At 57.2% G+C, this 24,842-nt stretch carries 23 protein-coding genes; 13 read left to right on the top strand and 10 right to left on the bottom strand.

All coding sequences use genetic code 11. From position 1 onward, the window contains the following. Positions 1–64: 64 nt before the first annotated feature. The 5 genes from LQ945_RS17180 to LQ945_RS17200 all read right to left on the bottom strand — a co-directional run bounded on the left by LQ945_RS17180 (position 65) and on the right by LQ945_RS17200 (position 7,609). The gene (locus LQ945_RS17180) at positions 65–1,030 is read right to left on the bottom strand and encodes an ABC transporter substrate-binding protein (RefSeq protein WP_270101314.1); all 966 of its coding nucleotides are present in this window, start codon (positions 1,028–1,030) and stop codon (positions 65–67) included. Positions 1,031–1,082: 52 nt separating this feature from the next. Then, positions 1,083–2,474 carry an amino acid permease gene (locus LQ945_RS17185; protein WP_270101316.1) on the bottom strand — a complete coding sequence of 464 codons (1,392 nt, stop codon included), beginning with the start codon at positions 2,472–2,474 and terminating at the stop codon, positions 1,083–1,085. 100 nt (positions 2,475–2,574) lie between these two features. Continuing rightward, positions 2,575–4,110 carry a histidine ammonia-lyase gene (gene hutH, locus LQ945_RS17190; protein ID WP_269935018.1) on the bottom strand — a complete coding sequence of 512 codons (1,536 nt, stop codon included), beginning with the start codon at positions 4,108–4,110 and terminating at the stop codon, positions 2,575–2,577. Beyond that, positions 4,107–5,798, bottom strand: coding sequence for a urocanate hydratase (hutU, locus tag LQ945_RS17195; protein ID WP_044554208.1), 1,692 nt, complete (start codon positions 5,796–5,798; stop codon positions 4,107–4,109). The genes hutH and hutU overlap by 4 nt, the downstream gene beginning before the upstream one ends. Positions 5,799–6,262: 464 nt before the next feature. Further along, positions 6,263–7,609 carry an MFS transporter gene (locus tag LQ945_RS17200; RefSeq protein WP_262240544.1) on the bottom strand — a complete coding sequence of 449 codons (1,347 nt, stop codon included), beginning with the start codon at positions 7,607–7,609 and terminating at the stop codon, positions 6,263–6,265. A gap of 321 nt (positions 7,610–7,930) precedes the next feature. On the opposite strand from LQ945_RS17200, the gene queE reads away from it, so the two are divergent. Beyond that, positions 7,931–8,602, top strand: coding sequence for a 7-carboxy-7-deazaguanine synthase QueE (gene queE, locus LQ945_RS17205; RefSeq protein WP_044554210.1), 672 nt, complete (start codon positions 7,931–7,933; stop codon positions 8,600–8,602). 29 nt (positions 8,603–8,631) lie between these two features. Here queE and queD read toward each other — a convergent pair whose 3' ends face one another. Beyond that, the gene (queD, locus tag LQ945_RS17210; RefSeq protein WP_020825254.1) at positions 8,632–8,991 is read right to left on the bottom strand and encodes a 6-carboxytetrahydropterin synthase QueD; all 360 of its coding nucleotides are present in this window, start codon (positions 8,989–8,991) and stop codon (positions 8,632–8,634) included. 561 nt (positions 8,992–9,552) lie between these two features. Here queD and cysJ point away from each other — a divergent pair. The 3 genes from cysJ to LQ945_RS17225 all read left to right on the top strand — a co-directional run bounded on the left by cysJ (position 9,553) and on the right by LQ945_RS17225 (position 13,873). Next, on the top strand, positions 9,553–11,352 hold the full coding sequence (gene cysJ, locus LQ945_RS17215) for an NADPH-dependent assimilatory sulfite reductase flavoprotein subunit (protein WP_270101324.1): 1,800 nt from the start codon (positions 9,553–9,555) through the stop codon (positions 11,350–11,352). Next, a complete protein-coding gene (gene cysI / locus LQ945_RS17220; RefSeq protein ID WP_270101325.1) occupies positions 11,352–13,067 on the top strand; it encodes an assimilatory sulfite reductase (NADPH) hemoprotein subunit in 1,716 nt (571 codons plus the stop codon). The genes cysJ and cysI overlap by 1 nt, the downstream gene beginning before the upstream one ends. Positions 13,068–13,138: 71 nt before the next feature. After that, entirely contained in the window at positions 13,139–13,873 is a 735-nt protein-coding gene (locus LQ945_RS17225) for a phosphoadenylyl-sulfate reductase (RefSeq protein WP_020825257.1), read from the top strand. Between the two features lie 61 nt (positions 13,874–13,934). On the opposite strand, the gene LQ945_RS17230 is transcribed toward LQ945_RS17225, so the two are convergent. Next, complete coding sequence (locus tag LQ945_RS17230) at positions 13,935–15,011, bottom strand: aminopeptidase (RefSeq protein WP_044554213.1); 1,077 nt, start codon at positions 15,009–15,011, stop codon at positions 13,935–13,937. 276 nt (positions 15,012–15,287) lie between these two features. Here LQ945_RS17230 and LQ945_RS17235 point away from each other — a divergent pair, with 276 nt between their 5' ends. From LQ945_RS17235 to LQ945_RS17260, 6 genes are all read left to right on the top strand, one after another. Beyond that, positions 15,288–15,560, top strand: a complete 273-nt coding sequence (locus LQ945_RS17235) for a hypothetical protein (protein ID WP_270101326.1) — start codon at positions 15,288–15,290, stop codon at positions 15,558–15,560. A gap of 187 nt (positions 15,561–15,747) precedes the next feature. Continuing rightward, positions 15,748–17,178: a siroheme synthase CysG gene (gene cysG, locus LQ945_RS17240; RefSeq protein ID WP_270101327.1), complete on the top strand. Its 1,431-nt coding sequence runs from the start codon at positions 15,748–15,750 to the stop codon at positions 17,176–17,178. Between the two features lie 9 nt (positions 17,179–17,187). Continuing rightward, positions 17,188–18,096, top strand: coding sequence for a sulfate adenylyltransferase subunit CysD (gene cysD, locus LQ945_RS17245; RefSeq protein WP_044554216.1), 909 nt, complete (start codon positions 17,188–17,190; stop codon positions 18,094–18,096). An 11-nt stretch (positions 18,097–18,107) separates the two neighbouring features. Then, on the top strand, positions 18,108–19,535 hold the full coding sequence (cysN, locus tag LQ945_RS17250; RefSeq protein WP_262240539.1) for a sulfate adenylyltransferase subunit CysN: 1,428 nt from the start codon (positions 18,108–18,110) through the stop codon (positions 19,533–19,535). A gap of 1 nt (position 19,536) precedes the next feature. After that, positions 19,537–20,166: an adenylyl-sulfate kinase gene (gene cysC, locus LQ945_RS17255; protein WP_270101328.1), complete on the top strand. Its 630-nt coding sequence runs from the start codon at positions 19,537–19,539 to the stop codon at positions 20,164–20,166. Between the two features lie 85 nt (positions 20,167–20,251). Continuing rightward, complete coding sequence (locus LQ945_RS17260) at positions 20,252–20,569, top strand: DUF3561 family protein (RefSeq protein ID WP_044554218.1); 318 nt, start codon at positions 20,252–20,254, stop codon at positions 20,567–20,569. 51 nt (positions 20,570–20,620) lie between these two features. Here the strand turns inward: LQ945_RS17260 and LQ945_RS17265 are convergent, their stop codons facing one another. From LQ945_RS17265 to LQ945_RS17275, 3 genes are all read right to left on the bottom strand, one after another. Beyond that, positions 20,621–21,343: an amino acid ABC transporter ATP-binding protein gene (locus LQ945_RS17265; protein ID WP_270101329.1), complete on the bottom strand. Its 723-nt coding sequence runs from the start codon at positions 21,341–21,343 to the stop codon at positions 20,621–20,623. Then, positions 21,327–22,046 (bottom strand): amino acid ABC transporter permease, encoded by a 720-nt coding sequence (locus LQ945_RS17270; RefSeq protein WP_044033777.1) that lies wholly within the window; start codon positions 22,044–22,046, stop codon positions 21,327–21,329. The genes LQ945_RS17265 and LQ945_RS17270 overlap by 17 nt, the downstream gene beginning before the upstream one ends. A gap of 100 nt (positions 22,047–22,146) precedes the next feature. Then, positions 22,147–22,917 (bottom strand): basic amino acid ABC transporter substrate-binding protein, encoded by a 771-nt coding sequence (locus LQ945_RS17275; RefSeq protein ID WP_270101330.1) that lies wholly within the window; start codon positions 22,915–22,917, stop codon positions 22,147–22,149. A 406-nt stretch (positions 22,918–23,323) separates the two neighbouring features. Between LQ945_RS17275 and ftsB the strand changes: the two genes are divergently transcribed. Genes ftsB through ispF form a run of 3 tightly spaced genes read left to right on the top strand, consistent with a single transcriptional unit; the run spans position 23,324 to position 24,839 of the window. Then, entirely contained in the window at positions 23,324–23,644 is a 321-nt protein-coding gene (ftsB, locus tag LQ945_RS17280; RefSeq protein WP_044554220.1) for a cell division protein FtsB, read from the top strand. 3 nt (positions 23,645–23,647) lie between these two features. Beyond that, positions 23,648–24,355, top strand: coding sequence for a 2-C-methyl-D-erythritol 4-phosphate cytidylyltransferase (ispD, locus tag LQ945_RS17285; protein WP_270101331.1), 708 nt, complete (start codon positions 23,648–23,650; stop codon positions 24,353–24,355). Positions 24,356–24,365: 10 nt separating this feature from the next. Continuing rightward, positions 24,366–24,839 carry a 2-C-methyl-D-erythritol 2,4-cyclodiphosphate synthase gene (gene ispF, locus LQ945_RS17290; RefSeq protein WP_004950274.1) on the top strand — a complete coding sequence of 158 codons (474 nt, stop codon included), beginning with the start codon at positions 24,366–24,368 and terminating at the stop codon, positions 24,837–24,839. Positions 24,840–24,842: the final 3 nt, after the last annotated feature.

Below are 24,842 nucleotides of genomic sequence, written 5' to 3' on the forward strand. Positions count from 1 at the left end.
ATTTCCCCTGTCTGGCCCGAAACCTATCCGATTACGGGTGGGTGTTCACGGAATGCCAAAGCGGTTACAAGGAAGCCTGAATTTTTTTCGCTGCGTCTTCGCTGACCCACTGTTTCCAGATATCCGGGTGCTGCTTGAAGAACTCCAGCGCCAGCTTCTGGGAGCTGATGCGTTCCTTGCTCATGCGCGCCAGATTCTGGTTAACCAGATCGAGCGGCAGATTCACTTTTGACAACACCTGCACCAGCTCAGGTGCCTGCTGGTTAAACACGCTGGAAATGCCGACCTTGATGTGGATGTTCTTGTCCACGCCAGGCTCTTCCAGTTTCACCAGATCGAGCTGGCCCATGATCGGGGTAGGGGACCAATAGTAGAAGAGGATAGGTTCGCCGCGGCGGTAGCTGGAAAGAATGGCGGTATCCAGCGCCGGGCCGGTGCCAGGACGGAAGTTGGTGAACTTGTCGTCCAACCCGAATTTTTTCAGGATCGCACTGTTGTCCAGTTCGCAGGTCCAGCCGGCCGGGCAGTTGTAGAAGCGGCCTTTGTCCGGCTCTTCCTGATCGCGAAACACCTGCACGTATTTGGCGAGGTCCGGGATGCTTTTCAGGTCCGGTGCCAGCGGTTTCAACTTACGCTTGGCATTGCCTTCAATCACATAACGCGGCACGTACCAGCCTTCAACCGCGCCGACAATGGGGGCACCGACGCTGACCGCTTTGCCGGCTTTCTCGGCCTTGTTCCAGACCTCACTGCGGCCGATCCACTCTTCGGCGAAAATCTGAATGTCGTTGGTGCCGACCGCCTGCTCCATGGTGATGGAGTTGCCCGGCAACGCGTCGGTTTTACAGTCGTAACCCTTTTGCAGTACGTATTGCATCACGTCGGTCAGCAGCATGCCGCTTTCCCAGTTCAGTCCGGCGAACTTGACCGGTTTGCCGGATTCGCACCAGCCTGCTGCGCGTGCGGAGAGGCTGCCTGTCATCAGCCCCAGCGCGATCAGCGGTATCCATAATTTGTGTCGTGTTTGCATGTTGATACTCCACTTTAATGACGAAGAGCCCGGGAACGGCGGGCTCGTGAGACTAATACTGTGGTGAGGACGTGACGGGTGAACCCCCGCCTTTTTTACGCACCCACAACCAGTAAGCCAGGGCAAGGAAGGCTACCCACACCAACCCCACGTACAGGGCGATGCGGCTGTCTTCGAAGTAACCGAGCAGGCCGATGACGAACAGCATGAATACCGTCGCCAGTGCCGGTGCAACCGGCCACCAGGGCACCGGGAAGCTCAGTTTGCTGACCTCTTGCGGCGTCAGCGTGCGGCGCATGGCGATCTGCGACAGCAGGATCATCAGCCATACCCAGACGGTGGCGAAGGTGGCGATGGAGGCGATGATCATAAACACCTGTTTTGGGATCAGGTAATTGAGCACCACCCCCAACAGCAGGGCAATGGACATCACCAGCACCGTCATCCAGGGCACGCCGTTGCCGGTCAGGCGGGTGAAGCTTTTGGGCGCCTGACCTTCCTGCGCCATGCCGTACATCATGCGGCCGGCGCCGAAAATGTCGCTGTTGATGGCGGAAATGGCGGCGGTGATCACCACCACATTCAGCACGTTGGCGGCGGAACTGATCCCCAGATTGCTGAAGATCTCAACAAACGGGCTGCCGTTTTGGCCGATGCTGTTCCAGGGATAAATTGCCATCAGCACCAGCAGCGTCAGCACGTAGAACAACAGAATGCGAATCGGTACCGCATTGATCGCTTTCGGCAGCACCTTCGCGGGGTCTTTTGCCTCGCTGGCGGTAATGCCGATGATCTCAATGCCGCCGAAGGCGAACATCACCACCGCCAGCGAAGCGACCACGCCGCCGATGCCGTTAGGCATAAAGCCGCCGTGTTGCCACAGGTTGCTGAGGCCGGTAGCGTGCTGGGTCTGACCGAAGCCAAACAGCATGACCGCCGCCCCGCCGATGATCATCGCGACAATCGCCGCCACCTTGATCAACGACAGCCAGAACTCCATTTCGCCGAACACTTTCACGCTGCACAGGTTGAGCGCACCGATAAACATGATGATGCTGAGCACCCACACCCATTGGGCGACGTCCGGGAACCACAGCCCCATATAGATGCCGAAGGCGGTGACGTCTGCCAGGGCAACAATCACCATTTCGAAGGTATAGGTCCAGCCGGTGAGGAAACCGGCCAAGGGGCCAAGGTAGTGACTGGCATAATGACCGAAGGAGCCGGAGACCGGCTGATGCACCGCCATTTCACCCAGCGCGCGCATCACCATAAAGACCGCTGCACCGCCGACCAGATATGCCAGCAGCACCGCAGGGCCGGCCAACTGGATGGCTCCGGCGGAGCCGTAGAACAGACCGGTGCCGATGGCTGAGCCGAGCGCCATAAAGCGGATATGCCGCGCGTTTAGTCCGCGTCTGAGTTGTGTTGTTTCGTTATGCATGTTGCTTCCCGTCGAGTTTTTACGGCAGAACAGGCACGCGCTATCCGCACCGGGTGGAACGCACCCGGTGGGACAGAACAAACTGCGTGGTAGGTTTTATTTATGCCTGGCTAGGCAGCAATGCCGCAGGCATCAGCGAGGTCAGATGACCGGTTGCCAACAGCAGGCTGGCAGCTTCAATGTCGGGGGCGAAGAAACGGTCCTTGTCGTAGTAACTGACCTGCTCGCGCAGCACGCGGCGTGCCTGCTCCAGACTTTCGGTGGTTTTCAGGCCCTTGCGCAAATCCAGCCCCTGGCAGGCCGCCAGCCATTCGACGGCCAGGATACCGCGCACGTTATCCGCCATTTCCCACAGGCGGCGTCCTGCGGCCGGTGCCATGGAAACATGGTCTTCCTGGTTGGCGGAGGTCGGGATGCTGTCGACGCTGGCCGGGTGCGCCAGCGCTTTGTTTTCGCTGGTCAGCGCCGCGGCGGTGACCTGGGCAATCATAAAGCCGGAGTTGACGCCGCCGTTGTCCACCAGGAAAGGCGGCAGTTGCGACATGTGCTTATCCATCATCAGCGAGATGCGACGCTCGGACAGCGAGCCGATTTCGGCAAATGCCAGCGCCAGATTGTCGGCGGCCATCGCGACCGGTTCGGCGTGGAAGTTGCCGCCGGACAGGACATCGCCCTGTTCTGCGAACACCAATGGGTTGTCGGACACCGCATTGGCTTCGACCTCCAGCACTTCGCTGGCCTGGCGGATCTGCGTCAGGCAGGCACCCATCACCTGCGGTTGGCAGCGCAGGGAGTAGGGGTCTTGTACCTTTTCACAGTTGCGATGCGAGTCGGACACTTCGCTGCGTTCGCCCAACAGGTGGCGGTAAGCGGCGGCGGCGTCGATCTGGCCACGTTGGCCGCGTACCGCATGAATACGTGCGTCAAACGGGCTGCGAGAGCCCAGAGCGGCTTCCACCGTCAGGCAGCCGGTGACCGTGGCTGCGGCGTACAGGTCTTCTGCGTCAAACAGGCCGCGCAGCGCGAAGGCGGCGGAAACCTGGGTGCCGTTCAGCAGCGCCAGGCCTTCTTTGGCCGCCAGCGTTAGCGGCTTCAGGCCTGCTTTGGCCAGCGCTTCGGTGGCGGGCAGCCATTCGCCTTGATAGCGGGCCTTGCCTTCGCCCAGCAGCACCAGACTCATGTGTGCCAGCGGTGCCAGGTCGCCGGAGGCGCCCACGGAGCCCTTCAGCGGGATGTGCGGATAGACTTCGGCGTTGACCAAGGCCATCAGTGCCTGGATCACTTCCAGACGGATGCCGGAGAAACCGCGCGACAGGCTGTTGATCTTCAACACCATAATCAGGCGCACCAGATTGTCGTCGGTCGGTGCGCCAACGCCGGCGGCATGTGACAACACAATCGATCGCTGCAGATTTTCCAAATCTTCAGGTGCGATACGGGTGGATGCCAGCAGGCCGAAGCCGGTATTGATGCCGTAGGTGGTGCGGTTTTCTTCGACAATGCGTTCAACACAGGCCACGCTCTGCTGGATTGCGGCGTAGGCATTGTCGTCCAACGTCAGGGTCACCGGGTGTTGATAAACTTCGCGTAGCTGAGCCAGTGTCAGTTGGCCTGGGCGGATAGTCAGCGCTTTCATGCTTTGTCTCCTTGAGTCGCGGCCACCATCGGCAGGTTCAAACCTTGCTCACGGGCACATTCAATCGCAATGTCGTAGCCGGCATCGGCGTGACGCATCACGCCAGTGGCTGGGTCATTGTGCAACACGCGGGCGATACGTTCGGCGGCTTCATCGGTGCCGTCACAAACGATAACCATACCGGAATGCTGCGAGAAGCCCATGCCGACGCCACCGCCGTGGTGCAGGGAAACCCAGGTCGCACCGCTGGCGGTATTGAGCAGGGCGTTAAGCAGCGGCCAGTCGGAAACGGCGTCCGAACCGTCCTGCATGGATTCGGTTTCGCGGTTCGGGCTGGCGACCGAGCCGGAGTCCAAGTGGTCGCGGCCGATAACGATCGGGGCGGACAGTTCGCCACTGCGCACCATTTCGTTGAATGCCAGGCCCAGCTTGGCGCGCTGGCCCAGGCCGACCCAACAGATACGTGCCGGCAGGCCCTGGAAGCTGATGCGTTCGCGCGCCATATCCAGCCAGCGGTGCAGATGCTCGTCATCTGGGATCAGCTCTTTAACCATAGCGTCGGTTTTGTAGATGTCTTGCGGATCGCCGGACAGTGCAGCCCAGCGGAACGGGCCGATGCCGCGACAGAACAGCGGACGGATATAGGCAGGCACAAAGCCTGGGAAATCGAAGGCGTTGTTGACGCCCATTTCTTTCGCCATCTGACGAATGTTGTTGCCGTAGTCGAAGGTAGGTACGCCCATCTTCTGGAAGGCCAGCATGGCTTCGACGTGTTCTGCCATCGACTGCTTGGCGGCGGTCACCACCTGCGCAGGTTCGGTCTGTGCACGTTCGCGGTACTCTTCCCAGCTCCAGCCTTTTGGCAGATAGCCGTTCAGCGGGTCGTGGGCGCTGGTCTGGTCGGTGACCATGTCCGGGCGCACGCCGCGGCGCACCAGTTCCGGCAGAATGTCTGCCGCATTGCCGCACAGGGCGATGGAGATGGCTTTGCCTTCGGCGGTGTATTTCTTGATGCGAGCCAGCGCGTCGTCCAGATCTGTCGCTTGTTCATCGACATAACGGGTCTTCAGACGGAAATCGATACGGCTTTGTTGGCATTCGATGTTCAGTGAACAGGCGCCTGCCAGCGTGGCGGCCAGCGGTTGCGCGCCGCCCATGCCGCCCAAACCGGCGGTCAGCACCCAGCGGCCCTGCAGGCTGCCGTCGTAATGCTGGCGGCCCGCTTCCACGAAGGTCTCGTAGGTTCCCTGGACGATGCCCTGGCTGCCGATGTAGATCCAGCTGCCGGCGGTCATTTGGCCATACATGGCCAGACCTTTGGCGTCCAGTTCGTTAAAGTGTTCCCAGGTGGCCCAATGTGGCACCAGGTTAGAGTTGGCAATCAGCACCCGTGGCGCGTTGCTGTGGGTTTTGAATACCCCGACCGGTTTGCCGGACTGAACCAGCAGCGTTTCGTCTTCTTCCAACGTTTTCAGGGTGGCGACAATTTTGTCGTAGCAGTCCCAGTCACGCGCGGCGCGGCCGATACCGCCGTAGACCACCAGCTCATGCGGGTTTTCCGCCACTTCCGGATCGAGGTTGTTCATCAGCATGCGCAACGGCGCTTCGGTCAGCCAGCTTTTTGCATTTAATTTTGTGCCGCGTGGCGCGCGTACATCGACATTGCGAACTTTGTTATTTGCAGTCACAGCATTTTCCTCAAACAGTATCGGTGCAGATCCCATGGTGCGGTGGGGTGAATCACCACGCCATAACAATGCGTAGGGTTTATTAACATATACTTGTATGTACAAGCATATGCAACACCGACCAGTGGGCGGCCAAAAAGGCATAAGAGAAAGTTATTCTTGTTTTAAATCAATGGCATGATTTCTATTTTGACGGCTGGGCCATTAGGCTCGCACTGAAGAACAGTGAGCTATTCAACAAAAATGAATTAAAAATGGGTCATTTTTGAGCGGCGAATCACAATAAATTTACATACCCATTACAAGTTAGGGCGAGCGATAAAAAAGTCCTATCGCTGGAGGGGGGGAAGCCGTTGACAGAGTGCTGTGTTGTTTTATGGTAGGGGCAGCTGCATGCTGCGCCCAATAGCATAATCAATGGGTTAAATCGGGTCGAACATGTTCGACCCCTACCGGTTTAGCCCTTATACGGGTTTGTCAGCTGGTTGCAGCAGCGCTCTTCGGGTCATTTTGAATACCGTGGCGATGGCGGCGATCAACGCCGGCACGCACAGGAACATCAAAATGCTCTGCACTTCCCACTGCATGGCCAGCAACTGTGCCCCCATCATGGTTCCCGCCACGCCACCAAAACGGCCGATGCCCTGCATCCAGGCTATGCCGGTTGCACGGCTGTGGGTCGGGTAGAAGGTGGCCGCCAGCGTTTGCAGACCGGACTGCGCACCGTTCATGGTGATGCCCATCAGGAAGATAAAGGTGCCCAGCAGCACGATATGGCTGTCCTCGGTCGCCATCGCCACGATGAGCAGGGCGGTGATCACAAAGCCGCTCGACACCACTTTATGGGCGTTCCAGCGGTCCATCAGCCAGCCGGCCACCAGAATGCCAAGCGTGCCGCCGAAGGTGAACAGCGAGGTCAAAATGGCCGACTGCTCCAGCTGATAGCCCAGCCCCTGCATCAGGATCGGCATCCAGCTCAGCAGCACGTAATAAATCACCAGGCCCATAAAATAGGTCAGCCACAGCATCAGCGTACCGGTCAGATAAGGGCGGGTGAACAACAGGCCGACGCTGGTTTTGGACTGTGCCAATTTCTCTTCATACAGATAAAAGCGTGTCACCTGAGCGAGATCCTGGCTGACGAAACGCTGGGCAATGCGTTTGATTTTTGCCGCCTCCTTGCCGCGGTTTACCATGTATTTCACCGATTCCGGCAGGAACAGGATCAACAAGACCGTCAGCGCCAACGGAGCGATCGCGCCCAGCAGCAGTACGCTGTGCCAGCCGTAGGCCGGGATCAGCCACGACGAAATCGCGCCACCGCCGGCCGCCCCGAGCGGGAAACCGCAGTACATGGTGTTAATCGCCAACGAACGACAGCGCTTTGGCGCATATTCGGAAATCAGCGTGATAGCGTTCGGCATCGCGGCCCCCAGCCCCAGGCCGGTGAGGAAGCGCCACAGCGTCAGGCTATTGAGCGAACCGGCGTAGGCGGTCGCCAGGCTCGACAGGCCGAAGAACAGGCACGAAAACACCAGTACCCGCTTACGGCCGATGCGGTCGGAAATCGGTCCGGCAACCAGGGCGCCAAGGGACAGGCCCAGCAGCGCGGCGCTCAGCACCGGGCCCAGATCCTGTTTCACAATGCCCCAGTCTTTGGCGACCGAAGGGGCGATATACCCCATGGCCGCCGTGTCAAAGCCATCAATGGCCAGGATCAGGAATCCCAAAATGATCAAAGTCCAGTGAAACAGCGAGAATTTGCTGTCGTCGATGGCCTGCTGAATGTTCAACTCGGTGGAATGAGCCATGGCAACCTCTAACGCAGATGTGATGGTGTGGATGAACCGCCGGAACTGATGCCCGGCTTGTGCTTGCCTGTATATACATCTGCGCGCAGGCGCTTTATGTCAAATATATTTATCTTATGCGTTAAATAAATGTTGTTTTTGCGAAGCAGATTACATCGTCAGCGCAAGGGGATTGCCCGGGAAGCGAATTAAATGAAGTGGATAGCCGGTGAGATCAACTGGCCCAAGGGCGGAGGATAAAATTTAATACAATTTCGCCTGTTTGGTCGCCGGGCTGGAATCTGCGATAATCCCTTTTTACCTTTCCAGATTGAGAAACCGATGCAGTACCCGATTAATGAAATGTTCCAAACCTTGCAGGGCGAAGGCTTTTTCACCGGCGTTCCAGCCATCTTTATTCGCTTGCAGGGCTGCCCGGTAGGATGCAGCTGGTGCGACACCAAACATACCTGGGAAAAGGAAGCCAATCGGGAAGTCGACATGCAACGGATCCTGGTGAAAACCGAAGAAAGTGATGCCTGGGGCAGTGCCAGTGCCGAACAGCTGCTGGCGGTGATGCGTCAGCAAGGGTATACCGCACGCCACGTGGTGATCACCGGCGGCGAACCCTGCATTTACGATCTGGCCCCGTTGACCCAACTGCTGGAAGACAACGGTTACGGCTGCCAGATTGAAACCAGCGGCACCCACGAAATCCGGTGCTCGGCGAAAACCTGGGTGACGGTATCCCCCAAGGTGAATATGCGCGGTGGCATGAAGGTGTTGGATCAGGCTTTGCAACGTGCTGATGAAGTGAAGCACCCGGTTGGGCGTGAGCGCGATATCGAAGCATTGGATGCGTTGTTGGCGACGCTGCATGATGAGAAGCCGCGCATTATTGCACTGCAACCGATCAGCCAGAAGGAAGAGGCGACCCGTTTGTGCATTGAAACCTGCATTGCGCGCAACTGGCGGCTGTCGATGCAGACGCATAAATATCTGAACATCGCATAAAATTCAGGGCGCCATGGGGCGCCCTTTCTTTAACCTTTATACACGCATCCTGCGGTACAGGTTTCTTTCACCATCACCGCAGTCAGCTCCGGCAACTGAGGTTTGAGCTGTTGCCAGATCCAGGCGGCAAGCACTTCGCTGGTGGGATTTTCCAATCCTGGAATATCGTTCAGATAATGGTGATCCAAGCGCTCCCAAATAGGGGAGAACACGGCTTTAAGCTCGGCGAAATCCATCACCCAACCGGTGTGCGCATCCACTTCACCGGTCACTTCCAGACGCACCATAAACGAATGCCCGTGCAGACGGCCGCATTTATGGCCCTCAGGTACGTGTGGCAGACGGTGGGCGGCTTCAAACTGAAAATCTTTAAACAGCGTGGTTGCCATTATTACGGCCTCATTGACTCAAAAACCGCCGAAGTTTACCGGAAACGGAGCCTGCTTGCCATTTATACCGCTATGGTCTACTGCCACCGTGGTCAATGCACGGTTAACACTTTTTTTGTTTGGTGCCGACCGGACCTATCGGTTGGGGTAATGAGTAGTAAATACGATTCATTCAAATAACGTCAAAAAAACAGCTTTATTTTCAGTTGGATAAAAATCTCTGCTTAACGCTTTAAGCACTATCCGTTACCAGAAAAACAGCTTAGTCATTTTGGTTATTAATTATTGCTATCCCTTATTTAATCGTTGCTATTGTGCTCGGTAACCTTACAAACTCTCCTGATCTTTTCAGGACCGCAGACTGAACGAAAAGACAGCGACTGACACAGGCGAGCACCTGGCTGGATAGGTGCCATACCCGTTGCCTTTCAAACTGCAGCGTTGTTACCTGCACTCGCTAACCACAGTTACTTACCTAAGTAAGCGCCTGGGGATGAGCGAGCTGGCCGCCTGGCTGCAGCTTGAAATTCATAGGCTATAAGTAAGGAAATAAGTACTGCAATGACGACTCAGGCTCCTCCAACATCGATGCTCCCGCTGACACCCGAACAGCTGGCGCGCCTGCAGGCGGCGATTGGTGAATATTCACCTACGCAGCTGGCGTGGCTGTCAGGCTACTTCTGGGGAATGGTTAATCAACAGCCTGGCGCGGTAGCCATTGCGCCGGCTGCCACCGCTGCCGCCAGCATCACGCTGATTTCCGCTTCGCAGACCGGCAATGCGCGTCGCCTGGCGGAACAATTGCGCGACGATCTGTTGGCCGCCAAGCTGAGCGTCACGCTGGTTAACGCCGGCGACTACAAATTCAAGCAAATTGCCCAGGAACGTCTGCTGGTGATCGTCGCCTCCACCCAAGGGGAAGGTGAACCGGCGGAAGAGGCGGTTGCCCTGCATAAATTCCTGTTCTCCAAGAAAGCGCCGAAGCTTAACGAAACCGCGTTTGCGGTGTTTGGCCTGGGGGACACTTCCTACGAGAACTTCTGTCAGTCGGGTAAAGATTTCGACGGCAAGCTGGCCGAACTGGGCGCTGAGCGTCTGGTTGAGCGGGTAGACGCCGACGTGGAATACCAGGACTTGGCTACTGCCTGGCGTAAACAGGTGGTGGAGGTGTTGAAAGCGCGCGCACCGGCTGAAAACGCCGCACCGGGCGTGCTGGCCAGCGGCGCGGTTGACCTGATCGACAGCAGCCCGTACAGCAAAGAACAACCGCTGACCGCACAGCTGGCGGTGAAGCAAAAAATTACCGGTCGCGCCTCAGACAAAGACGTACGCCATATTGAAATCGATCTGGGTGATTCTGGCCTGCGTTACCGGCCGGGTGACGCGCTGGGCGTGTGGTTTGACAACGACCCCGAGCTGGTGGATGAACTGGTGCAACTGCTGTGGCTGAAGGGCGACGAACCGGTGGAGGTCGAGGGTAAAACCTTGCCGCTTTCGCAGGCGTTGCGCAGCCATTTCGAGTTAACGCAGAACACCACGTTGATTGTCGATAAATATGCGGCGCTGTCGCGCGACGAAAAGCTGATTGGCCTGCTGGCGGATAAAGCGGCTTTGCAGCATTACGCGCACAACACGCCGATTGTCGACATGGTACGGCAGGCGCCGGCCGATCTGAACGCAGAGCAGTTGATTGGCCTGCTGCGTCCGCTGACGCCGCGCCTGTATTCCATTGCCTCGTCGCAAGCCGAGAACGAAAATGAAGTGCACGTGACCGTCGGCGTGGTGCGTTACGACATCGAAGGGCGCACCCGCGCAGGCGGTGCCTCCAGTTTCCTGGCCGATCGGCTGGAAGAAGATGGTGACGTGCGGGTGTTCATCGAACATAACGACAATTTCCGCCTGCCGGCCAACCCGGAAACTCCGGTGATCATGATTGGGCCAGGTACGGGCATTGCGCCGTTCCGCGCCTTTATGCAACAGCGTGATGCTGACGGTGCCGGCGGCAAGAACTGGTTGTTCTTTGGCAACCCGCACTTTACTGAAGACTTTTTGTATCAGGTCGAATGGCAGCGCTATGTGAAAGACGGCCTGCTGACCCGCATCGATCTGGCCTGGTCACGTGACCAGCAGCATAAAGTCTATGTCCAGGACAAACTGCGCGAACAGGGAGCGGAAGTGTGGCGTTGGATCCAGGAAGGCGCGCACATTTACGTTTGTGGCGATGCGAACCGCATGGCGAAAGACGTGGAAAACACATTACTGGAACTGGTGGCCGAGCACGGTGGCATGGATACCGAGCTGGCGGATGAATTTTTAAGTGAGCTGCGCCTTGAGCGCCGTTATCAGCGAGATGTCTACTGATGAGTGATAAACACCCGGGGCCTCTGGTGGTCGAAGGCAAATTGGCCGATGCCGAGCGTTTGAAGAAAGAAAGCAACTTCCTGCGCGGCACCATCGCCGAAGACTTGAAGGACGGCCTGACCGGCGGTTTTAACGGTGATAACTTCCTGCTGATCCGCTTCCACGGGATGTACCAGCAGGACGACCGTGACATCCGCGCCGAACGTGCCGAGCAGAAGCTGGAGCCGCGTCACGCCATGATGCTGCGTTGTCGTCTGCCGGGGGGCATTATCTCCCCACAGCAGTGGCTGGGCATTGACAAGTTCGCGCAGGAAAGCACGCTGTACGGCAGCATCCGCATCACCAACCGTCAGACTTTCCAGTTCCATGGCATTGTGAAGGGCAACGTTAAGCCGGTTCACCAGCTGTTGGGTCGCCTGGGGTTGGACGCGCTGGCCACGGCTAACGACGTCAACCGCAACGTGCTCTGCACCTCTAACCCGGTGGAGTCCGAGCTGCACCAGGAAGCCTACGAGTGGGCGAAAAAGATCTCCGAACATCTGCTGCCGCGTACCCGCGCCTATGCCGAAGTGTGGCTGGATCAGGAAAAAGTGGCGACCACCGACGAGGAACCGATCCTCGGGGCGACCTATCTGCCGCGCAAGTTCAAAACCACGGTGGTGATCCCGCCGCAAAACGACGTGGATCTGCACGCCAACGACATGAACTTTGTCGCGATTGCCAAAAACGGCAAGCTGGTGGGCTTTAACCTGCTGGTAGGCGGTGGCCTGTCGATTGAACATGGCAACAAGAAAACTTATGCGCGCAAGGCCAGCGAATTTGGCTATATCCCGTTGGAGCATACGCTGGCGGTCGCCGAAGCGGTGGTGACCACCCAGCGCGACTGGGGTAACCGTACCGATCGCAAGAACGCCAAAACCAAATACACTCTGGAACGCGTTGGGGTTGATACCTTCCGTGCCGAAGTGGAAAAACGGGCCGGTATCACCTTTGAACCGATCCGTCCGTACGAGTTTACCGGCCGCGGCGATCGCATTGGTTGGGTTAAAGGCATCGATAATCAGTGGCACCTGACGCTGTTTATCGAGAATGGCCGTCTGCTGGACTATCCAGGGCGCCCGTTGAAAACCGGCGTTGCCGAGATCGCCAGGATCCACAAAGGGGATTTCCGTTTAACGGCCAACCAGAACCTGATCGTCGCCGGCGTACCGGAAAGTGAGAAGGCGAAGATCGAAGCGATCGCTCGTGAACACGGGTTGATCGACGACGGGATCAGCGAGCAACGTCAAAACTCGATGGCCTGCGTATCCTTCCCGACCTGTCCGTTGGCCATGGCGGAGGCTGAGCGTTTCCTGCCGGCGTTCGTCACTAAAGTGGAAGGGATCCTGCACAGCCACGGCGTGGGTGACGAGCACATTGTGTTGCGCATTACTGGCTGTCCGAACGGCTGTGGCCGCGCGCTGTTGGCGGAGATTGGCCTGGTGGGTAAAGCGGTTGGCCGCTATAACCTGCATCTGGGCGGCAACCGGGAAGGTACGCGTATTCCGCGCATGTACCGTGAAAATATCAACGAAGAAGAAATTCTGCGAGAGATTGACCAACTGGTTGGCCGCTGGGCCACAGAGCGTAACGCGGGTGAAGGTTTTGGTGATTTCACCATCCGCGCCGGCGTGGTCAAGCCGGTGATTGATTCGGCACAGGATTTCTGGGACTGACGCCGTTTGGCCCCGCTTACACCGGGGGCCGGATCCGCGCGGTATGATTCAAGCATCAGGAGGCAGGCAACATGGCTGAATTCGATCTGGCGGCGCTGAATGCGCTGCCCAAGTCTGGGCAGGCGTTGGCACTGGCGGTAGTTAACGGTCAGTTGGAAACGCTTTCCGCCGAGCAACGCGTGGAATGGGCGCTGGAACATCTGCCCGGCGAGTTTGTGCTCTCTTCAAGTTTTGGCATTCAGGCGGCGGTGTGCCTGCATCTGGTCACGCGGATCAAACCGGATATTCCGGTGATCCTCACCGATACCGGCTATCTGTTTCCTGAAACCTATCAGTTTATCGATCAACTGGTCGACAAACTGAAGCTGAACCTGCAAGTGTTTCGTGCCGAGCAGTCGCCAGCCTGGCAAGAGGCCCGCTACGGCAAGCTGTGGGAGCAGGGCGTTGAAGGTATCGAAAAATACAACCTGATCAACAAGGTTGAGCCGATGAACCGCGCATTGGAAACGCTGGGCGGACAAACCTGGTTCGCCGGCCTGCGCCGCGAGCAATCAGGCAGCCGCGCCAATCTACCGGTGCTGGCGGTGCAACGTGGGGTGTTCAAGATCCTGCCGATTATCGACTGGGACAACCGCAAGATTTATCAATACCTCACCGAGCACGGCCTGAGTTATCACCCGCTGTGGGAGCAGGGCTATCTGTCTGTGGGGGATACCCATACCACGCAGAAGTGGGAACCGGGCATGAGCGAAGAAGAAACCCGCTTCTTCGGCCTGAAGCGTGAGTGTGGTCTGCACGAAGGCTAATAGCGTATTAACATCGTCAAAGGGCTCAGCATTCGCTGGGCCCTTGGCGTTTTCAGGAAGACTACTTTTTCTGTTTTTGGACTTTGGGCGGGTGGGCCTGAGCCAGCTCTTTAATCAGTGGCAGCAGGATCTGTACGCTCTCGCGGCTGCGCTTGTCGATACGCCCTGGCAGATTGCGCTCCAGATACTGCAGGTTATCGTACTGCGGACGATGCCAGGTGATGCCCTGCGGGAAATGGGGGCTGACAGCGCGCTGCTGATAGCCGTCTTTATCGCCCAGTGACCAGTTGGTGGCTTCTACCGACAGCACCGGGATACCGGCTTTATCGAACACTTCCTGATCGGAACAGCAGCCGGTGCCTTTCGGGTGCGCTTTGCTGCCTGGGTTAGTGGCAGCGGCGATGCCGTAGCGGTGGGCAATATCCAGTGCGCGGTCGCGACTCTGCTTCGCCAGCTTTGGCGGCGTATTGAGGCCGGCGTTGAAATACAGGCGATCGCCGGTAATCAGGCTGTCGAGGTTAATCACCAGCAGGGTATTGCGTTTCTCTTCTTCGCTCATTCGCTGCAGGTAGTTCTGCGCGCCCAGCGAACCCAGCTCTTCGGCGCTGGTGGCGACAAAGCGCAGGGCGTAAGCGGTGGGAATATTCTTCAGACGATCCGCCAGCTCCAGCATTACGCCGACGCCAGAGGCATTGTCATCGACCCCCTGCAACGTCAGGCCGCCAAGGTTGTTGTCCAGATCGGCGTCGCTTTGCGGCGTGTAGGTATCAAAATGCGCCACAATCAGAATTTGCTGCGGAAGGCTGCCATTTTTAGCGGCGATCACCGAGCTGGCGGTGATGTTATTCCAGTTCTTCTTGCCGTCTTTGCTGGTGTACAGATAGCGCGTGTTGAAACTGCGGATATCGCTCTGATACCCCATCTTGCTGAACTGCTGTTTCAGATAGTCTGCGGTGAGCAATTCTGCCGGGCTGCCGGCCATGCGGCCAGGGAAATAAGTGGCGATGTGGCGAGTCTGCTCGGCGGCGAATTTGCCCATCGGGGCATCTTTTGCGGGCTGAGTGGCGGCCGAAACGCTGAAAACACCGCCGAGCGCTGCCAGCAGCAGGCCGGTCTTCAGGTAAAAACGGGAAAACATACCGAAAAATCCTTCTTTGATATCGACGAGACCGATTGTTTTTTGCGGTGTCCAGTATGAGACGGTCGGCAAGATTAAACAATTTCTCCCGCTCTTAATTTTGGTGCTGCCTGGGCAAAATTTCGGTGCTCTGCGCAACGATGAATCTCGATTGATGGCCCGTGCGACGCATTTTGCGAAATGCTTGGCATATTACGAGTATCACTATTTAACCCCGCCCGTAGAGTGGTTTATTATTCGGCGGTAAGGTTCTTACGGATCGAAGGAGAAACCCTGATGTTGGACAAATGTGATAACAGGATCGGCCTGATAGAGAAAAAAGGTGAGTATGTGGATCATGCTCTTAATCAGGTCAAAACCGATTTGGCCACGCTGACCTCACGTTCAGTGGAGTTTGTCACCAAAGGCGATTTGCATAAGGAAGTGGGATTGCTGCACCGGGAGATCGGTTTGGTCCATAAAGAGATGTCCAATCAAACCAAATGGATGGTTAGCACTATATTGGCCGCCGCTGCTTTGTGCATGACCGCCGCGAAGTTTTGGTTTTAACATCTGCCTCCTGACGCATACCTGGTCTGAATAATGATCACGGCCTTGTTCGGCGCATAACTGCCGCAAACCCCGACGCACTGCGCCTTATTCCATTATTGAACTAGTCATTCCTTTTCGTCATTTCAGAGGCCAAATCTCAGCCCGTATAGTCACACTATCATTCTGCATATATGAAAAGGCTGTTGTGGACTATCTACCTATATTTGCCGACCTGAAACAACGCCCGGTGTTGGTCGTTGGCGGCGGCGAAGTGGCTGCGCGCAAAGTGGATCTTCTCCTGCGCGCCGGGGCTGAAATACGGATAGTTGCGCAGTCACTCTCACCCATACTCGAAGAACTGCGTCAGCAGGGGCGCATCCGCTGGCAGGGGCAGGCTTTTGCCGCTCAGCAACTGGATGAGGTGTTTCTGGTGATCGCCGCAACCGACGACAGCGCGCTGAATGCAGAAGTCTTTGCCGAAGCGGATAAACGTCGGGTGCTGGCCAACGTGGTCGACGATCAGCCGCGCTGCTCGTTCATCTTTCCGTCGATTATCGATCGTTCCCCGCTGGTGGTTGCCGTCTCTTCCAGCGGCCAGGCGCCGGTGCTGGCACGTATGCTGCGTGAAAAGCTCGAAGCTTTGTTGCCCGCCAGTCTGGGGCAGATGGCTGAGGTGGCTGGACGCTGGCGCGGCCAGGTAAAACAGCGACTGAATGCCATCGGCGAACGTCGTCGTTTTTGGGAAAAAACATTCGGCGGACGTTTTGCCACGCTGGTGGCTAATGGCCAGTCCGCCCAGGCCGAGCGGCAGTTGGAGCAGGATTTACAGCAGTTTGCCCTGGGCGGTGAAGGTACCCAGGGGGAAATTGCGCTGGTGGGCGCCGGGCCTGGCGACGTGGGGTTATTAACCCTGCGCGGGCTGCAGGTGATGCAGCAGGCTGACGTGGTGCTGTATGACCATCTGGTCAGCGATGAAATTCTGGATCTGGTACGTCGCGATGCCGAACGCATCTGCGTGGGAAAACGAGCAGGAGCACACTCGGTGATCCAGGAAGAAACCAACCGTCTGTTGGTGGAACTGGCGCAGCAGGGTAAGCGCGTGGTGCGATTGAAAGGCGGAGATCCCTTTATCTTTGGCCGCGGCGGCGAAGAGCTGCAGGTGGCCGCCGCCGCGGGCATTCCGTTCCAGGTGGTGCCTGGCGTCACCGCGGCGGCCGGAGCAACGGCCTATGCCGGCATTCCGCTGACGCACCGCGATCATGCGCAGAGCGTGACTTTTATTACCGGCCACTGCCGTCCTGACGGCGACGGGCTGGACTGGGCAGACTTGGCGCGAGCGCGTCAGACTCTGGCTATCTACATGGGCACCATGAAGGCGGCGGACATCAGCCAGCGCCTGATAGCCCACGGCCGCGCGCCCACGACGCCGGTGGCGGTGATCAGCCGCGGCACGCGTGCGGATCAGCTGGTGCAAACCGGCACGCTGCAACAGCTTGAAAAATTGGCTCAACAGGCACCTTTGCCGGCGCTGCTGGTGATCGGCGAAGTGGTGGAGCTGCATCATCAAATTGCCTGGTTTGGGCATCAACCGCAGACGGAAGGGGCCTCTCGCCCCGCCGTCGTGAATTTGGCTTAAGGATCTGTTATGGACGAAAAACGACTCACTCATTTGCGGCAATTGGAGGCGGAGAGTATCCATATCATCCGTGAAGTCGCCGCTGAATTCGGCAACCCGGTGATGCTCTATTCCATCGGTAAAGACTCTTCCGTGATGCTGCACCTGGCGCGTAAGGCATTTTACCCGGGTACGCTGCCGTTCCCGTTGCTGCATGTGGATACCGGTTGGAAATTCCGTGAAATGTACGAATTCCGCGATCGCACTGCAAAAGAGTACGGGTTTGAACTGCTGATCCACAAAAACCCGGAAGGTGTGGCGATGGGCATCAACCCGTTCGTTCACGGCAGCGCCAAGCATACCGATATCATGAAAACTGAAGGCCTGAAGCAGGCGCTTAACAAATACGGTTTTGATGCCGCCTTTGGCGGTGCTCGCCGTGACGAAGAGAAGTCACGCGCCAAAGAGCGTATCTATTCATTCCGTGACCGCTTCCACCGTTGGGATCCGAAAAACCAGCGCCCGGAGCTGTGGCACAACTACAACGGCCAAATCAACAAGGGCGAGAGCATTCGCGTGTTCCCGCTGTCGAACTGGACCGAGCTGGATATCTGGCAATACATTTTCCTGGAAAAAATCGACATCGTGCCGCTGTATCTGGCAAAACCGCGTCCGGTGGTAGAGCGCGACGGCATGTTGCTGATGGTGGACGACGATCGTATCGATCTGCAGCCGGGCGAAGTGATCAGCCAGCGCATGGTGCGTTTCCGCACGCTGGGCTGTTGGCCGCTGACCGGCGCGGTGGATTCCGAAGCGGAGACGCTGCCGGAGATCATCGAAGAGATGTTGGTGTCTACCACCAGTGAGCGTCAGGGACGGATGATCGACCGCGATCAGTCCGGTTCGATGGAGCTGAAAAAGCGTCAAGGGTATTTCTAAGGAGCCGCCGGATGAACAACGCAATTGCACAACAAATCGCTGAGCAGGGCGGGGTCGAGTCTTACCTGCATGCGCAGCAACACAAAAGTCTGTTACGGTTCCTGACCTGCGGCAGCGTCGATGACGGCAAAAGTACCCTGATCGGCCGCTTGCTGCACGATACCCGTCAGATCTACGAAGATCAGCTGTCTACGCTGCACAGCGACAGCAAACGCATTGGCACCCAGGGCGAGAAACTCGATTTGGCGCTGCTGGTCGATGGCCTGCAGGCAGAGCGCGAGCAGGGCATTACCATCGACGTGGCCTATCGCTATTTCTCGACCGAAAAGCGCAAATTTATTATTGCCGATACGCCGGGGCATGAGCAGTACACCCGCAATATGGCGACCGGGGCCTCGACCTGCGATCTGGCGATCCTGTTGATCGATGCGCGCAAAGGGGTTCTGGATCAAACCCGCAGGCACAGCTTTATCGCCACGCTGTTGGGCATTCGCCATCTGGTGGTGGCGGTCAATAAAATGGATCTGGTGGATTACCAAGAGTCGGTGTTCGAGCAATTCAAGCAGGACTACCTGACCTTCGCCCAGCAGTTGCCGAACGATCTGGACATCAAGTTTGTGCCCTTGTCGGCGCTGGATGGCGACAACGTGGCCAGTGAGAGCGCCCAGATGCCTTGGTACAGCGGCCCAACGCTGCTGCAGGTGCTGGAGAGCGTGGACGTGATCAGCGAACGCGAGACGCAGCCGCTGCGTTTCCCGGTGCAGTATGTCAACCGTCCTAACCTGGATTTCCGGGGCTATGCGGGCACGCTGTCCGCGGGTGTGGTGCGCGTCGGACAACGCGTGAAGGTATTGCCTTCCGGCGTGGAATCTACCGTAGCGCGCATTGTGACCTTTGATGGCGATCTGCAGGAAGCGGTGCCGGGCGAGGCGATCACGCTGGTGCTGGCAGATGAAGTGGACATCAGTCGCGGCGATCTGCTGGTCGATGCCGGGGAAACCCTGCAGGCGGCGCAAAGCGCGCTGGTGGACGTGGTGTGGATGGCTGAAAAACCGCTGTTGCCGGGCCAAAGCTACGACATCAAAGTGGCCGGCAAAAAGACCCGTGCACGCATAGAGGGCATACGCCACCAGGTGGAAATCAACTCGCTGGCGCAGCACCAGGCGGACACCTTACCGCTCAACGGCATTGGTTTGGTGGAACTGACCTTTGATGAACCGCTGGTGCTGGACAGTTATCAACGCAACCATGATACCGGTGGGCTGATCTTTATCGATCGTCTGAGCAACGTCACCGTGGGGGCCGGCTTGATCCGCGAAACCTTGCAGGACGCACAGACATCCGCCGGCGAGTTCAGCGCATTTGAGCTGGAATTGAATGCACTGGTGCGTAAACACTTCCCACATTGGGGCGCGCGTGACCTGATTGGGGGAAAATAACGTGACCGACGCTCAACTGCGGCCGACCGGGCCGGATGATGACAACGTGGTCTGGCATCCGCATGCGGTAACGCGTGCGGATCGCGAAGTCCGCAACGGCCACAAAGGCGTGGTGCTGTGGTTTACCGGGCTGTCCGGCTCGGGCAAATCTACCGTCGCCGGTGCGCTGGAACAGGCGCTGCACGCCCATGGTGTCAGCACCTATCTGCTGGATGGCGATAACGTGCGTCACGGCCTGTGCCGCGACTTGGGTTTCTCCGACCACGACCGGCGCGAGAATATTCGCCGCGTGGGCGAAGTGGCGAAACTGATGGTGGACGCCGGCCTGGTGGTGTTGACCGCTTTCATTTCCCCACATCGCGCCGAACGGCAGATGGTACGTGAACTCCTGGATGAAGATCGTTTTATCGAGGTGTTTGTCGACACGCCGTTGGCAGTTTGTGAAGTGCGGGATCCGAAAGGATTGTACAAAAAAGCCCGTGCCGGCGAGCTGCGTAATTTCACCGGCATCGACTCGGTTTACGAGGCACCGCAACGGCCGGATATTCACCTTGATGGCCAACAATTGGTAACAAATTTGATTGCGCAATTGTTAGACGTGCTGCGTGGTCGGGCTATTATCAAACCCTGAATTCAGAAAAGCGTGTGGCGTTTTTGCGCCATACGCTTTTTACGCTAAGCCCGCCGGAGAGCGCGCCGAATAACCAGGGATCGCTATGCAAAATGTCTCGCCTATCTTGATTGACGCAAACCAGGAGAAAGAGGAGCCCTCTTATTCTTTCCTGGGCGGTGTCTGCGGCTTTGTTTTCTACTGGCTGGCCTTCGCGGTGCCGTTTTTGGTTTATGGCTCCAACACCCTTTTCTTCCTGCTCTACACTTGGCCGTTTTTCCTGGCGCTGATGCCGGTTTCGGTGCTGATTGGCATCACGCTCAGCATGCTGCTGCGTGGTCGGCTGATTTTTACGCTGCTGCTGACCGGGACCCTCGTTCTGTGCCTGTTCTGGCTGGTGTTCAGCTTTTTGACCGGTTGGTGAGGGAAGGGCGCAGTCGCCTGCGCCCAAAGCATTGCAAAGCCGTGCCGAAGGTTACAAAACTTTGCTCAGAAAAGCCTGAGTGCGTGGATTGGCCGGCTGGCTGAAAATCTGCTGTGGCGAACCTTCTTCCTGGATGATCCCCTGATCGATAAACAACACCCGATCGGCCACTTCACGGGCAAAGCCCATTTCATGCGTCACCACCACCATCGTCATGCCTTCGTGCGCCAATGACTTCATCACCGCCAGCACTTCGCCGACCAACTCGGGATCGAGCGCGGAGGTCGGTTCGTCGAACAGCATGATTTTCGGTTCCATCGCCAGCGCGCGAGTAATGGCTACCCGCTGTTGTTGACCGCCGGACAGGCTGTTGGGATAGGCGTCAATCTTGTCCAGCAAGCCCACCTTTTGCAGCAGCGCCTCTGCCCGCAGTATGGCCTCTGCGCGCGACAGCTTTTTCACCCCCATCGGCGCCATGATGATGTTTTCCAGCACCGTCATATGCGGGAACAGGTTAAAGCGTTGAAACACCATGCCGACGCTTTCACGCATTTTATTGAGATCGGTTTTCTGGCTGTGTATGGCAAAACCGTTCACCAGGATCTCACCGCCGGACAGCGTTTCCAGCGCATTGATGCAGCGCAGGAAGGTGCTTTTACCGGAGCCGGACGGGCCGATGACGCAGACCACTTCGTTGGCTGCGATTTCGCAGGAAATACCACGTAGCACGTGGCTTTCGCCGAATTGTTTTTGCAGGTTATGTACGCGAATCACTTTTCCCGAACCTCTTTTCCATGTGTTGCACCATCAGCGAAAGCAGGAAGGTGAGGACCCAATAGACCAGCGAAATGGTCAGGTAGGGCTCCCAATAGGTGGCATAGGCGCCGGAAACCGTGCGGGCGGCATAGGCCAGATCGGCAAGTCCGATGGCGGAGGCCAGCGAAGAGTCTTTGACGATGGCAATGGCATTGTTGCCCAGCGGCGGCAGCATGCGGCGAAACGCCTGCGGCAGGATCACTTTGCGCATGGTTTTGCCGTAGCTCATGCCCAGCGAACGTGAAGCTTCCATCTGACCGCGATCGATAGACTGAATGCCGGCGCGGAAAATTTCCGAGACGTAGGCACCTGCGTTAAGCGTAATCGCCACCACGCAGGAGAGAAATGCGCCGTAATCGGAGCGCAGCGCGCGGGCGAAATCGGTGCTCATCAGACCGCTGGTGACCAGCAGACCGTCACGTGGGTTGATAAACAGCGGCACCAGCGCGAAATGCACCACCATAATCTGGACAAACAGCGGCGTACCGCGAAAGGCGCTGATGTAGATGCGCACCGGCCACTGAACGCCGTAATGCAGTATCGGTTTCCAGATGCCGTGTGGTGCCTGCGCCAGACGACCGAGCCCGAGGATCAGCCCCCAGGTGGTGCCCAGTATCACGCAGATAATGGTGCATTTGATGGTCATCCAGGCGCCTTCCATAAACAACGGGGCGTACTCCTGGATTATCTCCCAACGGAAATTCAAGGTCGGATCCTTTTTAAAAAGTTTTCAGGCTGCCGTGCTGACGAGCGCCGGTCGATTATTCGGCGGGCAGCGTGGGAACGTTGCTGTCAAACCAGGTCTGGTAGATTTTGGCGTAGGTGCCGTCGGCTATGATTTTCTTCAGGCCGGCGTTGATTTTGCCGCGCAGTTCGTCATTGCCTTTGGCCACGGCGATACCGAAATACTGGCGTTCGAATTTGGCATCGGACACCAGTTTGAACTCTTTTTCCGGATGGGTTTTGATATAGAACTTGGCCACGCCGACGTCGCCCACGGCCGCGCCGATACCGTCTTCATACAGCTCTTGCAGCATTAACGGGGTATTGTCGAAACGTTTGATGGCGGTGTTGTTTTTGCCTAACACGTCGGACACCACGATGTCGCCGGTGCTGGAGTTGACTACGCCGACCTTCAGCGTTTTCAAGGCGGCGATGGAGTCGACGCTGGAGTCTTTGGGGACCACGATAGCCTGCTCTGCCGGGAAGTAAGGTGCAGAAAAATCAACCATTTGTTTGCGTTTGTCGGTAATGGTGATGCCGGAAATAATGATGTCGCGATCGCCGGAGTTCAGCGTTGCGAAAATACCTTCCCACGGCGTATTCACCAGTTTGACCTGAAAGTTCTCGGCCTTGGCCACGGCCTTGATGATATCGATATCAAAGCCTTCCAGCTGTTTGCTGCTGTTTTCGAATTCGAACGGACGGTAGGTGCCGCCAGAGCCGACGACGTAGATAGGCTCAGCCGCCAGGACTGAGGCCGACAGGGTGGCGGCCAGGCAGGCGCCAATCATAACTAAAGATTTAAACATCGCTATCCCCGGTAATTAAAAATGATCCATTGGATTTATTTATGCACTATGAGTGCATAAAAATAATCTTTAATGAATAAAAACACAACTCCTACCTGATGGTGAAATTTTTAATGGTGTTAAATATGCAGTTTGTGCTTGTCGGTGGCGAATGCTTTGGTGAAATCAGCGGGTAGCCAGTTTTTCTTACTGCATAACCGGAAAAAACGCTGAAGGGGAAAAATGCGGGGGCGTTGGTTGGTTTTTCTGCGGTGAAAGTGGTTTTTTTTGCCGCTTTCGAAGTGAATTTAGGTTATAAACTCAGGAAATTATCATCCTACTCTGAATTTGGCGGCGAAATGCCGTTCTCTGTGTGGAGTCCAACGAAAAGTTGTGGGATGATTGGTCGGTTTTTCAGGGGGCGGAGATGGGAAAACTTACGCTGCTATTGCTGGCATTGCTCGGTTGGTTACAGTATTCACTGTGGCTGGGCAAAAATGGTGTTCACGATTACGTGCGGGTCAATGAAGACGTTGCGCTCCAACAGGGCAGCAATGCTAAATTGAAAGCGCGTAACGATCAGCTGTTCGCCGAAATCGACGATTTGAACGGCGGTCAGGAAGCGATCGAAGAGCGTGCGCGCAATGAACTGAGCATGATTAAGCCCGGTGAGACTTTCTATCGTCTGGTTCCTGACCAATCCAGACGCAACGCGGCGTCCGCCTCGCAAAATAACCTACAAAAGTAACGCATGAATCACTCCGCAGGAACCTTTCCATCGGTGATCGCCGTCCTGCCCGCTGCCGGTATTGGCAGCCGCATGCAGGCTGATTGCCCAAAGCAATATTTAACCATCGGCCACCAAACCATTCTCGAACACGCGATCTATGCGTTGCTGCGCCATCCGCGCATCTCGCAGGTGATTGTGGCAATCGGGCCGGATGACCAGCAGTTTCACCAGTTGCCGATTGCGCAAGATCCCCGCGTGCAGGTCACCATCGGCGGACAGCAACGCGCTGACTCGGTAATGGCGGGCTTGCAGTTGGCCGGCGAGGCCAAATGGGTACTGGTGCACGACGCGGCGCGCCCCTGTCTGCATGCCGACGATCTCGATCGCCTGTTGGCGATTACCCAACACAGCGACGTGGGGGGCATTCTGGCCGCGCCGGTGCGTGACACCATGAAGCGTGCAGAGCCTGGCCACGGTGCCATTTCTCATACGGTAGAACGTCAGGACCTGTGGCATGCGTTAACGCCGCAGCTGTTCCCGCTGGCGTTGCTCAAGCAGTGCCTGCAGCGCGCGCTGGATGACGGGGCGACGGTGACCGACGAGGCTTCGGCCCTGGAGCACTGCGGCTATCACCCGTTGCTGGTCAACGGGCGTTCGGACAATATTAAGGTCACGCGGCCGGAAGATTTGGCGCTGGCGGCATTCTATTTAACTCAGTTAGACAATTAAGGAGCGCATCATGCGTATCGGCCACGGTTTTGACGTACATAAATTTGGCGGCGAAGGCCCGTTGGTGATCGGTGGCGTTCGTATTCCTTATGAAAAAGGTTTGCTGGCCCACTCCGACGGCGACGTAGCACTGCACGCCGCGACCGATGCCCTGCTGGGCGCGGCGGCGCTGGGGGATATCGGCAAGCTGTTCCCGGATACCGACCCAGCCTTCAAAGGTGCCGATAGCCGCGAGTTGCTGCGCGAAGCCTGGAAACGCATCCGTGCCAAAGGCTATCGTCTGGGGAACCTGGACATCACTATTATTGCCCAGGCCCCTAAAATGGCACCGCACATCCCGCAAATGCGCATCTTCCTGGCGGAAGATCTGCAATGCCATATGGACGACGTTAACGTCAAGGCTACCACCACCGAACAACTCGGTTTCACCGGGCGTGGCGAGGGTATTGCCTGCGAAGCGGTTGCCTTGTTGATCAAGGAATAAGCG

It is taken from the genome of Serratia liquefaciens (genome assembly GCF_027594825.1).
GTDB classification, from domain to species: domain Bacteria; phylum Pseudomonadota; class Gammaproteobacteria; order Enterobacterales; family Enterobacteriaceae; genus Serratia; species Serratia liquefaciens_A.